Source organism: Cytobacillus oceanisediminis 2691 (assembly GCF_007678455.1).
GTDB classification, from domain to species: domain Bacteria; phylum Bacillota; class Bacilli; order Bacillales; family Cytobacillaceae; genus Mesobacillus; species Mesobacillus oceanisediminis_A.
Genome location: NZ_VEEP01000001.1, coordinates 133464 through 147838 on the forward strand (window position 1 = coordinate 133464; position 14375 = coordinate 147838).

At 44.4% G+C, this 14375-nt stretch carries 14 protein-coding genes; 12 read left to right on the forward strand and 2 right to left on the reverse strand.

Features of this window, described 5'->3' with window-relative positions; genetic code table 11:
* Positions 1-38: 38 nt before the first annotated feature.
* Positions 39-2240 carry a YhgE/Pip domain-containing protein gene (locus FS736_RS00745; protein WP_144474457.1) on the forward strand — a complete coding sequence of 734 codons (2202 nt, stop codon included), beginning with the start codon at positions 39-41 and terminating at the stop codon, positions 2238-2240.
* Positions 2241-2346: 106 nt separating this feature from the next.
* Here FS736_RS00745 and yhfH read toward each other — a convergent pair whose 3' ends face one another.
* The gene (gene yhfH, locus FS736_RS00750; RefSeq protein ID WP_144474458.1) at positions 2347-2481 is read right to left on the reverse strand and encodes a protein YhfH; all 135 of its coding nucleotides are present in this window, start codon (positions 2479-2481) and stop codon (positions 2347-2349) included.
* Positions 2482-2651: 170 nt separating this feature from the next.
* On the opposite strand from yhfH, the gene FS736_RS00755 reads away from it, so the two are divergent.
* The 10 genes from FS736_RS00755 to FS736_RS00800 all read left to right on the forward strand — a co-directional run bounded on the left by FS736_RS00755 (position 2652) and on the right by FS736_RS00800 (position 13249).
* A complete protein-coding gene (locus tag FS736_RS00755; protein ID WP_144474459.1) occupies positions 2652-3386 on the forward strand; it encodes an MBL fold metallo-hydrolase in 735 nt (244 codons plus the stop codon).
* Positions 3387-3400: 14 nt separating this feature from the next.
* Entirely contained in the window at positions 3401-4390 is a 990-nt protein-coding gene (locus FS736_RS00760; RefSeq protein ID WP_144474460.1) for a lipoate--protein ligase, read from the forward strand.
* A gap of 169 nt (positions 4391-4559) precedes the next feature.
* Positions 4560-6116 carry a fatty acid--CoA ligase family protein gene (locus FS736_RS00765; RefSeq protein WP_144474461.1) on the forward strand — a complete coding sequence of 519 codons (1557 nt, stop codon included), beginning with the start codon at positions 4560-4562 and terminating at the stop codon, positions 6114-6116.
* A gap of 103 nt (positions 6117-6219) precedes the next feature.
* Complete coding sequence (locus FS736_RS00770) at positions 6220-6996, forward strand: enoyl-CoA hydratase-related protein (protein WP_144474462.1); 777 nt, start codon at positions 6220-6222, stop codon at positions 6994-6996.
* Between the two features lie 290 nt (positions 6997-7286).
* Positions 7287-8015, forward strand: coding sequence for an AzlC family ABC transporter permease (locus FS736_RS00775; RefSeq protein WP_251544205.1), 729 nt, complete (start codon positions 7287-7289; stop codon positions 8013-8015).
* Positions 8008-8313, forward strand: coding sequence for an AzlD domain-containing protein (locus FS736_RS00780; RefSeq protein ID WP_144474463.1), 306 nt, complete (start codon positions 8008-8010; stop codon positions 8311-8313). Before FS736_RS00775 ends, FS736_RS00780 begins: the two co-directional genes overlap by 8 nt.
* A 241-nt stretch (positions 8314-8554) precedes the next feature.
* Complete coding sequence (locus FS736_RS00785) at positions 8555-9343, forward strand: ABC transporter ATP-binding protein (protein ID WP_144474464.1); 789 nt, start codon at positions 8555-8557, stop codon at positions 9341-9343.
* On the forward strand, positions 9327-10082 hold the full coding sequence (locus tag FS736_RS00790; protein ID WP_144474465.1) for an ABC transporter permease: 756 nt from the start codon (positions 9327-9329) through the stop codon (positions 10080-10082). Before FS736_RS00785 ends, FS736_RS00790 begins: the two co-directional genes overlap by 17 nt.
* A 17-nt stretch (positions 10083-10099) precedes the next feature.
* Positions 10100-11098 (forward strand): aliphatic sulfonate ABC transporter substrate-binding protein, encoded by a 999-nt coding sequence (locus FS736_RS00795; RefSeq protein WP_144474466.1) that lies wholly within the window; start codon positions 10100-10102, stop codon positions 11096-11098.
* Positions 11099-11965: 867 nt separating this feature from the next.
* Positions 11966-13249, forward strand: a complete 1284-nt coding sequence (locus FS736_RS00800; RefSeq protein WP_144474467.1) for a M48 family metallopeptidase — start codon at positions 11966-11968, stop codon at positions 13247-13249.
* Positions 13250-13357: 108 nt separating this feature from the next.
* On the opposite strand, the gene FS736_RS00805 is transcribed toward FS736_RS00800, so the two are convergent.
* Positions 13358-13594, reverse strand: coding sequence for an IDEAL domain-containing protein (locus FS736_RS00805; protein WP_144474468.1), 237 nt, complete (start codon positions 13592-13594; stop codon positions 13358-13360).
* Between the two features lie 191 nt (positions 13595-13785).
* On the opposite strand from FS736_RS00805, the gene FS736_RS00810 reads away from it, so the two are divergent.
* The gene (locus tag FS736_RS00810; protein WP_144474469.1) at positions 13786-14364 is read left to right on the forward strand and encodes a competence protein ComK; all 579 of its coding nucleotides are present in this window, start codon (positions 13786-13788) and stop codon (positions 14362-14364) included.
* Positions 14365-14375 lie beyond the last annotated feature (11 nt).

Below are 14375 nucleotides of genomic sequence, written 5' to 3' on the forward strand. Positions count from 1 at the left end.
GAATAAAACGGTCATTTATTTTATCTAGGAGGATTAAGATGAGAAATAAACTATTCACCCAAGAATTGCTTGCTATTTTTCGAAATAAGAAGCTGCTGATCCCGATTATTGCCGTCTTGTTCATTCCGGTTTTGTACAGTGGAATGTTCTTATGGGCATTCTGGGATCCATATGAACATCTTTCCGATCTTCCTGTAGCAGTTGCCAACAGTGATGCTGGGTCAACGATTGATGGAAAGAAGCTTGAACTCGGCAATGACCTGGTGGATAAGCTGAAAGAAAACCAGGATTTTGGTTTTGAATTTGTATCAGAAGAAGAAGGGGAAAAAGGACTTGAGCAGCAAAAATATTATATGCTTATCAAAATCCCAAAAGATTTCTCTGAAAATGCTACAACATTGATGGATGAACATCCTGAGAAACTCGAACTTGTTTATATGCCTAATGAAAGCTTCAACTTCCTATCTGCTCAGATTGGCGGAACAGCAGCAGAAAAAATCAAGGCTTCTGTGTCCGAAAAGGTTTCTGAAACCTATGCGGAAACTATGTTTGACAATATCGGCGAACTGGCCGATGGTCTTGGTCAAGCGAGTGACGGTGCTGCAGACTTGAACGATGGTGCGGTCAAGCTAAAGGATGGCAGCCAGAAGCTTTATGATAATCTATCTGTGCTCGCTAGCAAGTCGATTGAGTTCAACCAGGGAATGAACTCAGCTGATTCTGGTGCGAAAGAATTGGCAAATGGAGCAGGAAAGCTAGCCGGGGGACTTGGTCAATTGGAGGAAGGGGAAACGAAGCTTGAAAATGCTTCAGGTCAGCTTCTTACAGGCCAGAAAGACTTACAGGCAGGAGCTTCAGAAGTAAAAGCTGGTTTAGAGCAGGCAAACAGCAAGATACCAGCATTGATTGAAGGTACTAAACAAATTGAACAGGGTTCTGAGAGTCTCGGCCAAAACCTGACAGCCTGGAAAAGCGGGGCTGATAATGCAGCTGGCGGAGCGGCACAACTTCATGCCGGTATTCAAGAACTGCAAAAACAAATGGAGGCGATGGCGCCTTTATTGAGTGCATACCCTGATAAACAAAAAGAGCTTGCCGCAGCGCTTGCTAAACTCGAAGCTGGAAGTGCAGGTCTTGAGAATGGGACAGCGCAACTTTCAGATTCAGCAGGTAAACTGGCTGCAGGATCTGGGGAATTATCAGCTGGCTTGAATAAAGTCATTGCTGGCCAGGGTGAGCTCCAGCAGGGAATCTCCAAACTTGCAGCGGGCAGCGGGCAAGTAGAAGGTGGGGCTGCGAAACTGGCGGCAGGCCAGGAAGAATTTCATTCAGGTCTGCAGCAGTTCGGTGACAAGCTGAGTGAGGCGAAAGCTGGTTCTGTTGAGCTGGCAAATGGAAGTTCCAAGCTTGTCGGCGGAATGGACCAGCTGGCAGCGGGGGCGGGTGCCATGACGGACGGAGCAGACAAACTGGCATCTGGTGCGGGAGAATTGTCTGAAGGCAATTCCAAGGTAGCGGCTGGGACATCCGAGCTTGCTGAAAAGCTGAAGGATGGAGCAGAAGAAGCAAAGGTGAATCCAAATCAGGAAACCTACAATATGCTTGCTGCGCCAGTAAAGCTGGCAAATGAAAGCTTCAGCTCAGTTCCGAACTACGGAACAGGATTTGCACCATATTTCTTATCTCTTGGCTTATTTGTCGGTGCGTTGCTGCTTTCGATCGTATTCCCATTAAGGGAACCAGCCGGAGTTCCTTCAAGCGGTGCAAGCTGGTTCTTCAGCAAATTCAGCATCCTTGCCGGAATCGGCATATTACAGGCACTTGCAGCCGATGCAATCCTTCTTATGGGGCTGGGTCTTGATGTACAAAGCGTTCCTTTATTCGTGGTGTTCTCGATTATCACAAGTCTGACTTTTATAGCTTTAATCCAGTTCCTTGTGACGTTATTAGGAGATCCGGGGCGTTTTGTTGCAATCGTCATCCTGATTTTGCAGCTTACGACAAGCGCAGGAACTTTCCCATTGGAATTAATTCCAGGATTCCTTCAGAAGTTTAACGCATATTTGCCAATGACTTATTCAGTCCAAGGTTTCAAAGCTGTCATCTCAAGCGGGGATTTCACTTTCATGTGGCAAAATGCAGGGATTTTAGCTGGGTTTATTTTATTCCTGGCAGCAGGAACAGCAATCTATTTCCATTGGATGTTCAAAAGAAAATTCACCATGCTAGTTGAGGAATAAAAAAGGAGCCAGCTCTTAAATGTAGAGCTGGCTTTTCATTTGCAGTTTTATCACTGCGGGAAAGGGATTGTATTACACCCGGAAAACCGGGGAAGGAAAACGAAGGTTAAAACTTTCCTGGGTCCATGCATCCGTCACATTTATTTCCGTAGCATTCATGCTGTTCATCAATTGTTTCTCCACACTCAATGCATTGCTTCTTTGGCAAATTACGAAAGAATTCTACAACATTTTCAATCATGATGTTCCCTCCATTCGAGTAGTTGTTTTGGTACAGTGATATTATTTACTACATTGTATTATAACAGTACAGATGACGTCAATCATAATTTTCTGAAAAAACGGCTAAAGTGAAAAAATGGGCAAAATGAAGTATAGTGAAAGAAAAGTGTGATTATAGGAGGGAATTAATTGAAGCTGACAATAGTAGGATTCTGGGGCGGATATCCTAAAGTGAATGAAGCCAGTACCGGATACTTGCTTGAACACGAAGGTTTTAAGCTCATGATAGACTTTGGCAGCGGCGTTCTCGCGAAGCTCCAAAATTTTGTGCAGCCTGAAGAACTGGATGCGATGGTGCTGTCACATTATCATCCTGATCACGTTGCTGACATCGGTGTACTGCAGCACGCGCGTCTGATCCAGGGTTTTTTGGGAAAGAAGTCCCCTCAGCTGCCAATTTACGGTCATACACAGGACAAGCAAGAGTTCGCAAAACTTACATATAAGAACATCACAAAGGGTGTGGCCTACAACCCGTCAAAAAAGCTTGAAATTGGTCCTTTCACCATATCCTTTATCCCTGCGGTCCATCCTGCCCCATGCTATGCAATGCGGATCGAAGCTGGCGGCAAGTCCTTGGTGTATACAGGGGATACTTCCTTTAAGGAAGAGTTCATTCCTTTTGCATCCGGGGCTGACTTATTGCTTTCAGAATGCAATTTTTATGGTAACCAGGACGGCAAGGGTGCGGGACATATGAACAGCTATGATAATGGAAAACTCGCTAATCAGGCGGGAGTAAAGCAGCTGGTACTGACTCACCTGCCACATTATGGTGAAATCGATCAGCTCGTTTCCGAAGCTTCATCACTATTTTCCGGCCCGATAACTTTGGCCAGGGAAGGTCTTGAAATAACCTTATAAAAGGAGAATCAACCATGTTATTTATTGATAATAAAGGAATCACAGATCCGAGGATCAACCTGGCAATCGAAGAATATGCCTTGAAGAATCTTGATATCAATGAAACCTACCTGCTTTTCTATATAAACGAACCATCCATCATCATTGGCAAGAACCAGAACACAATTGAAGAAATCAATACCGAATATGTCGAAAATAACGGCATCCATGTCGTCCGCCGTTTATCCGGAGGTGGTGCCGTGTACCACGACCTTGGCAATTTGAATTTCAGCTTTATCACGAAGGATGACGGAGACAGCTTCCATAATTTCAGGAAGTTTACTGAGCCAGTGGTGAACGCCCTTCGGAAAATGGGAGTAAACGCGGAATTAAGCGGCAGGAATGACTTGTTGGCAGAAGGCAGGAAGATATCCGGAAACGCGCAATTTTCAACAAAAGGGCGGATGTTCAGCCATGGCACCTTATTATTTGATTCAGAAATCGAAAGCGTCGTTTCGGCGCTTAATGTAAAAAAGGACAAAATAGAATCGAAAGGAATCAAATCAATCCGCAGCCGAGTCGCAAATATTTCCGAGTTCCTTTCAAATAAAGTGACAATTGAGGAATTCCGCTCCCTTCTGTTAAAAAATATCTTTGAAGGACTGGATGAGATTCCTGAGTACGTCTTAACAGAAAAGGACTGGGAAAATATCCATGAACTATCAAAAGAAAGATATCAGAATTGGGATTGGAATTACGGGAAATCGCCAAAATTCAACCTGCAGCATTCCCATCGCTTCCCGGTCGGCCAGATAGATGTCCGATTTGAGGTCAACAAGGGAATCATTGATCAGTGCAAAATCTATGGAGATTTCTTTGGTGTAGGCGATGTCACTGTGATTGAGGACAAGCTGACAGGAATAAAATACGAGAAATCCCAGATTGTCAGTGCGATGGAAGATGTGGACATCAAACATTATTTCGGAAATATTTCTAAAGAAGACTTTATTAACTTAATATATTAAATTTTTGAACGCGGTGTTGATACACCGCGTTTTCTGTTTTATAAATATAAAATGTTAGAATTCTGACATATTTTCCTTGAATCCATAATTTTCTTTCAATATAATATATTTAGAAAACTTTTTATTAAGTTTGGTGATTGAGTTCACCGCAAAGGGGGAAGGGAGTTATATGAATCTTTCATCACAGCTTCATCACACTGCCTCAATGCTGGGCAATAAGCCGGCATATTTTTTCATGGATAAAGCAAGTACCTATGCTGAACTGGATGCGTCCGTCACAAAGTTTGCATCTGGCCTTGAAAAATTAGGGGTAAAAAAGGGCGATCATATTGCCTTGCTGCTAGGAAACTCTCCACATTTTGTCATCAGTTTGTACGGAGCGCTTAGACTCGGTGCAACAGTCATTCCCATCAATCCAATTTACACCGCAGATGAAATCGGCTATATCCTGAACAATGGTGATGTAAAAGTTGTCGTCGGTCTGGACATGATGCTGCCACTCGCTGAAAAAATGCATCAGCACCTGCCAAATGTCGAATACTTTGTCATTGCTGAGACTGGCAAAAGCCAGATGTCTGAAGAAGAAATGTCCAAGCTCACATTAGGTTCGAAATTGAAACCGTTTACACATGTTATTGGTTCCGGTGACCTTGCCTACAAAGGTCCTGAGTTGAGTGATGATGATATTGCAATCATTCTTTATACATCAGGAACGACTGGAAAGCCTAAGGGTGCAATGCTTACACACAAAAATCTGTACAGCAACGCCCAGGATGTAAGCGATTACTTGAGGATGAACGAAGATGATAGGGTGATCACTGCCCTGCCGATGTTCCATGTCTTCTGCCTGACCGTTGCCCTTAATGCACCATTGATGAATGGCGGAACATTGTTGATTGTTCCTAGGTTCAGCCCGGCAGAAGTGTTCCGGATTGCCAGGGAGTACGAGGCCTCTGTATTTGCAGGCGTGCCGACCATGTACAATTTCCTTTTCCAATATCCAGAAGGAAATCCGGATGACCTTAAATCACTAAGACTGTGTATTTCAGGAGGTGCTTCACTTCCGGTTGCATTGCTTCAGAATTTCGAGCGAAAATTCAATGTCATGGTTTCAGAAGGTTATGGTTTGTCTGAGGCGTCACCGGTTACATGCTTCAATCCACTCGACCGCCCGCGCAAGCCTGGTTCAATCGGAACCTCAATCGTGAATGTTGAAAACAAGGTCGTCAATGAAATGGGAGATGAAGTGGCTCCTGGAGAAGTTGGCGAATTAATTGTCCGCGGCCCGAATGTTATGGCAGGTTATTATAAGATGCCAGAAGAAACAGGCGCTACTATCAGGGATGGCTGGCTGTATACAGGAGACCTCGCCCGCATGGACGAAGAAGGTTATTTTTACATTGTTGACCGCAAGAAGGACCTCATTCTTGTCGGCGGTTATAATGTATATCCCCGTGAAGTCGAAGAAGTATTGTACAACCATCCGGATATAGTAGAGGTTGCCGTACTAGGCGTACCAGATCCGAATTTTGGCGAAGCAGTAAGATGCTATGTTGTCAGCAAAAATCCTGAGCTGACAGATGAGCAGCTGCTCGAATATTGCCGCGAGCACCTGGCGAAATACAAGGTGCCAAGCGCAATTGAATTCCTTGAAGAGCTGCCGAAAAATACAACCGGCAAAATTTTAAGAAGAGCATTGAAAAATCAGGTACTGCAAGGAAAGTAATCTTTAAGAAAGAGAGGCAGGCGCCCGTGCCTGTCTCTTTTTCAGCATTTGGCAGGAATTTTTATTTCTCAGATAGAATGTCAATGAAGAAGGAGCTGATAGAATGGGGAATATTGATTTCCAATTGGAAGGACATACAGCAATTGTGACGCTGAATCGACCGGAAGCATTAAATGCTTTTAATTATGACACACTCGACGAATTACAGCGTGTTATTGAAGAAATCAGGACAAACCGTGAGGCCAGGGTAGTGATTTTTACCGGAGCGGGTGAGAAAGCATTCAGCGTCGGAGCTGATTTGAAGGAACGCCGCACACTGTCCGATGAGGAAGTGAAACGCAATATCTATAAAATCGGCGAGGTCTTCACAATGGCAGACCAGCTTCCGCAGCCAACAATCGCAGCGATCAATGGATTTGCCTTTGGAGGCGGAATGGAGCTCGCGCTTGCATGTGATTTCCGCGTTGCTGCTGCCGGGACGCAAATGGGGTTGACAGAAACGAGCCTGGCAATCATACCTGGAGCTGGAGGAACACAGCGGCTGCCAAGGCTGATCGGTCAGGCAAAAGCACTCGAGCTGATCTTAACAGCGAGGAGGCTTAAAGCGGAAGAAGCACTGGAATATGGCCTCGTTACCGCTGTAGTCAAAAAAGAAAGCTTGCTTGAAGAATGCATGAAGTTTGCCGAAATGATGCTGGCGAACGGGCCTGTGGCACTGCAGCAGGCAAAGTACGCAGTCAAGCAGGGAATGAACGGAGACCTGCAGACAGGCCTGCAAATAGAGCGCAAAGCCTACGAAGTCACAATCCCGACAGAAGACAGACTCGAAGCACTGGCAGCTTTCAGTGAAAAACGGAAACCCGATTTTAAAGGAAGGTAACTGAACACGGCCGCGGCCGTGTTTTTTTGAAAAGTCATTTAGGTTCTGCATTATATCAGCGGATATCCGAATATATCGACCACATCCAACGATATATCAGCGGATTCTTCATTATATCAACCACATGACGAGAGAGAGAACACCTACTCGCTTTTTACTAGAGCCTGCCAGTCAAAAATAGATATTTCGATTAAAGAAACACTTTTCCATGGTGCTGGAAATATGTATAATATATTTTAATTGATTAAAGGATTGTAATTTATACATATTAATAGAAAGGCGGGAAGGTCGTGGAAAGTACATTGGCTGTAAAGCAGGCAACAGATTTTAAAAAAGGGATTCAATCAGGGATCAGTATTGCGATAGGGTATATGCCGGTTGCGCTTACCTTTGGCTTGATCGCCAAGACAACGGGACTTGCTCTCGGTGAGACGGTCATGATGAGCATGCTGGTATTTGCAGGTGCCGCACAATACATATCCTTAAGCCTCCTGGCGCAGGGAATCGGTATTTTTGAAGTTATTCTCACTACGTTTATCGTGAATATCCGCCATTTCCTCATGTCTGCGTCTTTAAATGAGAAGGCGGAAGAGGATACGGTTGGGGCGAGGATGGGGTATTCCTTCGGCATTACCGATGAGACGTTTTCGGTCGCAGCCACGCGGGAGGGAACGGTCAATGCCGGGTATATGTTCGGCTTGAATCTCACTGCCTACTCAAGCTGGGTCATCTTTTCAGGGCTAGGCTACCTTGTCGGGGCCGGATTGCCGCAAACCCTTCAAGAAAGCATGTCAGTCGCATTATATGCTATGTTTGTCGGCTTATTGGTTCCATCGATGAAAACCAATGTGAAAGTTATTTATCTGGCAGCACTCGCTGCTGCATTCAACTCGATTTTCACGATGGCTGAACTAATGTCAACGGGATGGGCCATTGTCCTTGCTACTTTATTGTCAGCTGTCCTTGTAGAGGCTGTAGAAACATTCAAGAAAGGCAGGGGGGCAGAAGCAGATGAGTAGAGAAATCATCATCATGATCATAGGCATGGCTGTCGTGACCTACATACCGAGGATGCTTCCGTTCGTGATGTTCCGGGGAAAAGAACTGCCGCCATTTTTGCAAGGCGTCCTGAAGAATGTCCCTTATGCCACACTGGGAGCGCTGATTTTCCCGGCTATCCTGTTCATCCAGGAAGACATCTGGTACGGCCTGATTGGTGCAGCGGCCGCGTTCATCGTTGCCTTTTTGGGAGCAAACGTCATTGTGGTTGTCATTGGTTCAATATCCATTTTGACTCTATATTCTTATTTTTTCTAGATCTGCATACGTGCAGGTCTTTTTTTTAGAGGGTTCTTCGTAATCTTTGTGGCTGTCACACCTTGCAGACAAATCTCCAGAAAAGTTTAAAACACCCTTCTTTTTAAAAGTGAATGTCCAATAAAAACAGGCTGGATAATCGAAAAAATAATGAAATGTTGACAAGATGATTGAATAGATTATAATTAACTTTATTAATTCCGACTAAACTAATTAGTTTTATGAGAATAGGGTGATTAGATTGTTTATAGAAATCAGCAATGTCCACAAACAGTACGCAGACAAAAATAATCACCAGGTTGATATTTTAAAAGATATTAATCTAGGAGTGAATAAAGGTGAGTTTGTATCCATTCTCGGCCCATCAGGGTGTGGTAAATCTACGCTTCTTTCAATTGTCGCAGGCCTGACTCCCGCAACAAGTGGAGAAATAGTGGTTTCAGGCAAGAAAATTGAAAAGCCGGGAAAGGACAGGGGGATGGTGTTCCAGCAGGCGGCGTTGTTTCCATGGCTGAATGTGCTTGAAAATGTCATCTTTCCATTAAAGAAAGAAATGCCAAAGAAACAGGCTGAAGAGGAAGCGAAGAAATACTTGCAGATGGTGCAGCTGAGCAATTATCTGTCCCATTACCCCCATGAGCTGTCAGGCGGCATGCAGCAGCGTGTGGCGATTGCCAGGGCGCTTGCGATGAACCCTGATATCCTCCTGATGGATGAACCGTTTGGAGCACTGGATGAACAAACCCGTTCGCGTCTTCATGATCAACTGGAGACAATCTGGTCAGAGACGCAAAAAACGATTTTATTCGTAACACACAGTATCTCTGAATCCATTAAGCTTTCAGATCGAATCATCGTTATGGGGACGAAGCCGGGCGTAATCCTGAAGGATATCAAAGTGGAAATTCCAAGGCCTCGCCATGAACATAAAAAAGAAATGGTCGAGCTTGAAGAATATATCATGGGCTTCCTGAAGAAGGAGATCGACAAAGTCATCAGGGAGGAGCTTGCACATGAATCCAAACATTAAAAGAATCATATTTTTTGCAGCAGTCATTGCATTCTGGTACACAGGGAGCAAGCTTGAATGGTGGCTGCCGATCATCCTTCCAGCACCGGAAAAAGTCCTGGAAGCCCTTATAACAGGCTTCCAGGATAAGACGCTGATTTATGACCTGATTGCCAGCTTTAAGCGTCTTGCAGTCGGTCTTGGTCTCTCGCTGGTGATTGGCACAGGGCTTGGTGTCCTGCTAGCCAAATCAAAAACGGCTGATGAGACTCTCGGTACAGTCGTCCTGGCACTCCAAAGTGTGCCTAGCATTGTATGGCTTCCGCTTGCAATCATGTGGTTCGGGATGAACGAGAAGGCAGTAATCTTCGTCGTTGTTCTGGGAGGAACGTTCGTTATGACGCTCAATATCAGAGTGGGCATAAAAAATGTTTCACCTTTATTTATAAAGGCAGCAAAAACCATGGGGGTCAATGGCTGGGATTTATATAAAAGAGTGATTTTCCCAGCAGCGATTCCTTATGTTGTCACAGGTTCAAGACTCGCATGGGCCTTCGCCTGGAGAGCCTTGATGGCCGGGGAATTATTGAGCACCGGACCGGGCCTTGGATACACGCTCCGTTATGCATCCGATTTTGGCGACATGGCTCTTGTTATTGGGGTTATGATCATCATTGGCGTAATCGGTACCATCGTAGACCAGCTTATTTTCCAGCGTATCGAAAAATCTGTTCTGAACCGCTGGGGACTTGAATCATAAAATCAGGAGGGAATCACATGAAAAAAGCTTCGATATTTTTGGCATTTTTAATGGCGTTTGCTGTGCTTCTAGCAGGCTGCGGCACCGGGGGAGCATCCAAATCGAATGGCGAAAAGAAAAAAATCGTCATTGGCTATTTTCCTAACATCAACCACGTTCCTGCCATGGTGGCAAAAGACAAGGGCTACTTTGAGCAGCAGCTTGGGGATGGAACAACAGTAGAGTACAAAACTTTCGCTGAAGGCGGTTCATTCATGACCGCACTGAAAACAGGCGAAATCGACGCAGGACTTGTAGGACCAGGACCGGCGATGAACAACTATACAACAGGAGCAGATGTTAAGATTATCGCTGGAGCATCGACTGGCGGTACCGTCGTTTTAGCAAGAAAGGGAGTCGAAATTAATTCTGCTGATGACTTCGCCGGTAAGACCTTCATTACTCCTGGAGTTGGCTGCACACATGATGTCCAGTATGAAACATATCTTGAAGCAGAAGGCATCACTTCACAGCGTATCGGCGGTACAATGAAGCATCTTACCGGCCAGCCGGCACAGTACGCAGCGATGCTTAAGTCGGGAAAAGTTGATATTGCAGTGGCACCAGAGCCATGGGCAGCAGTGATTGAAAAAGAAACAGGTGCAGAAGTCGTCATCGGCTGGGATGAAGTATCCTTCGGAGAAACACTCCCTGCATCCGTAATGGTCACTTCCGGCAAAATGATCGAAGAACAACCAGATACTGTTCAAAAAATTATTGATGCACATAAAGAAGCTGTGAAATTCATCAATGAAAATCCAGCAGAAGCTCAGGAAATCACGATCAAAGACATCAAAGAAACGACAGGCCAGGAGCTTGAAAAAGATGTCGTCGAGCTTGCCTGGGAACGCATTGGTTTCACTACTGAAGTTGACGCACAGGCAATCCAGGACTTCTCGGATTCATCCTACGCTTTGAAGTTCCTTAAAGACAAACCAGACTTCAAAACGTTGATTGACGGCAGCTTCCATAATTAAAACAAAGAGTACCAGGATCTTTCCTGGTACTCTTTTGCTGTTTGAAAAGATGCCCTTATGCAAGGTGTTTTTCTTTTTATAAGTGCATCATTCAGGTGGAAAGATGCCCTTATGCAAGGTGTTTTTCTTTTATAAGGGTACCAGTCAGGTGGAGAGATACCCTTATGCAAGTCATTCCAGCTCCATAAGGGTACCATTCAAGCGGAAAGAGACCCTTATGCAAGCCAAATCACCTTTATAAGGGCACTATTCAAGCGGAAAGAGACCCTTATGCAAGCCAATCCAGCTCCATAAGGGCACCATTCAAGCGGAAAGATACCCTTATGCAAGGCAACCCAGCTCCATAAAGGTACCATTCAAGCGGAAAGATACCCTTATGCAAGTCAATCCCGCCTCATAAGGGCACCATTCAAGCGGAAAGATACCCTTATGCAAGACATTCCAGCTCCATAAGGGCACCAGTCAGGTGGAGAGATACCCTTATGCATGGCACTCCAGCTCCATAAGGGCACCATTCAAGCGGAAAGAGAACCTTATGCAAGGCAAAACACCCTTATAAGGGCACCATTCAGGAGGAAAGATACCCTTATGCAAGTCATTCCCCCTCCATAAGGGCATCATTCAAGCAGAAAGATACCCTTATGCAAGCCAAACTACCCTTATAAGGGCACCATTCAAGCGGAGAGATACCCTTATGCATGGCACTCCACCTTCATAAGGGTATTATTCCAGTGGAAAGAAGCTAACTAAGGGTTCGGTTACATGAACTTTTTTGCCATTTTTACCGGTCATCAATAACTTGTTCTATTTTTGGGACAAAGGATTAAAATAGTTATAGACACGGTTGTACGTAAAGGGGGAGAAGCTATGGCGAGAAAGATGGGTTTTTACGGTGTGGTCGCCTATGTGCTCTATGGTTTTGCGGTGTACTGGTATTTATTTTACTTTGCTGATAGTAATCTTCCATTTGAGTTTGAGGGTTCGAGGGCAGATCCGGCAACATTCCTGAACGGGAGAGAACTTATGCTGAGCGAGGAATACTCGAAGGTCAGGAATTTATTATTCTTCCTGTCTACGCCCTTTGAGTGGCTGTTTTACTTTTTGATTCTGCTTCTGGGGCTGTCTAAAGCTTTTAAGAAATGGGGAGAAGAGACGTCGAAGAATAAGATTGGCCAGACTGCGATCTATTTAATCTGGCTTTCATTCTTTGCCTATCTGGCGACTTTCCCTCTAAGTTACATCAGTTACACCCTTTCCAGGACTTATAATATTTCCACACAGTCCTTTGCTTCCTGGATGAAGGACGAATTGATCGATTTCTGGGTCAATTATGCAATGATGTTTGTGATTGTCATTGTCCTGTACTGGCTTATGAACAAGTTCAAGCGCTTTTGGTGGCTGGTTGCCTGGCTGGTTTCCGTGCCGTTCACTTTGTTTATCATGTTCCTGCAGCCTGTTGTGATCGATCCGTTGTACAATGATTTTTCTCCGCTGAAAAATAAAGAGCTGGAGGCAAAGATTCTTGATCTTGCCGGTCAGGCAAAAATCCCTGCGGAACATGTATTCGAAGTGGATATGGCAGAAAAGACTAATGCCCTTAATGCCTATGTGACGGGAATCGGATCCAATTCAAGGATCGTCCTCTGGGATACGACATTGAATAAATTGAATGATGACCAAATCTTGTTCATAATGGCCCATGAAATGGCCCATTACGTGGAGAAACATATATATATCGGGATTGGCGGATACCTATTGCTGTCCCTGTTCGGTCTCTACTTTGTCTCGAAATTGATGAATTGGGCAGTCGAACGATGGGGCAAGGAATTCAAACTGGAGCATCCTGGTGACTTGAGGTCGCTGCCGTTGTTCCTGATGTTCCTATCGATGATCATGTTTGCCTCAAGTCCTGTCTCTAACCTTGTGTCACGCTACCAGGAAACTCGTGCAGACCGGTACGCAATCGAAATGACGGATAACACCGGTGCGGCGATTTCTGCTTTCCAGGAACTGACGAAGGCGGGACTCAGTCAGGTTGATCCGCCTTGGCTGGTGAAAATCTTCCGCTACGGCCATCCAACCATGCTGGAGAGAATTTCGAGACTTGAGGAGTATGAAATTCAGAAGAGAAATGAAATGGAAGATGAATAGCTACCGTGGGAACCCTCAAGCCGAGGGTTTCTTTTTTCATTTAAAAGGATTAAACGCATTTTTATTTCAAGATAATAAAAAACCCCCGATATAGGGGATTTCACTCATTTAAGTTCCAAATTGTTTGTTGAGATCTTTCAACTCTTCCGTCAAATTCAAAAACAGGATTTTGTCACGGTCATCTATCGCTTTGTCGATTCTGGTCATCAATTTTTCTCTTTTGGTATTCAGTTGAATTTCTGAGATTAACATGTCAACATACAGGTCCAGAACAAATGATTCCTTGGCTTTTATGCGTTTCATCACACTGGCCTTCATGGTATCAGAATACGATTTCTCTTTCATTGACCTCACCTCTTAGACCTTTTTTATATTATATGGAGGATTGAAAAGATAATCAACTAAATTTTTATAATTTTTAGAAAATTTTTATCAGAATATTAATTGTGGCTAAAAACGGAACTTTATCTGTTTTTAAAGAAAATTTTAGCAATTATGTTAAAATAGGGTGTAAGGTATTTTTAGGAGGTGAAGGAATGACAGGGAACTCAAGGAATTTAGTAGAAGAATATGAAATAAACCCTTTTACGATGATTATTCTACCTGAAGAATACGGCAGCAGGATTTACTCGAGGGTCATTGAACTGGAGGAGGAGTATGTATCCCCTTTCAGGCCGATAGATATTATCAAAAAAAGCTGCAGATATTTTGGAAGCAGTTATGAAGGCAGGAAAGAAGGAACGAAACAGCTTACCGGGATCACCCATAAAACCCCGATCATTATCGACCCTATAAGCTCCATCTATTTCATGCCGACAAGCTCACCCACAAAGCCGGACTGCATTTGGGTATCACATGAGCATGTGTTGTTCCATAAGAAAGTGGATGCCCAAAGTACACAAGTTACCTTCAGGAACAAGAAGACCAGGATTCTGCCGGTATCCCATCATTCATTCGAAAATCAGCTGCTTCGGACATCCATGCTGCGCACAAAATTCATGCAGCGGATGAAAGAAACTGAACGGAAAGCACTGTACCTTCTGCACGGTCCTAAATTCAATGACTCGCAAGGCTATCCTCATGTCAATCTGGTCAGTGAGGTATATAAAGACTAAAAAGCTAAGGG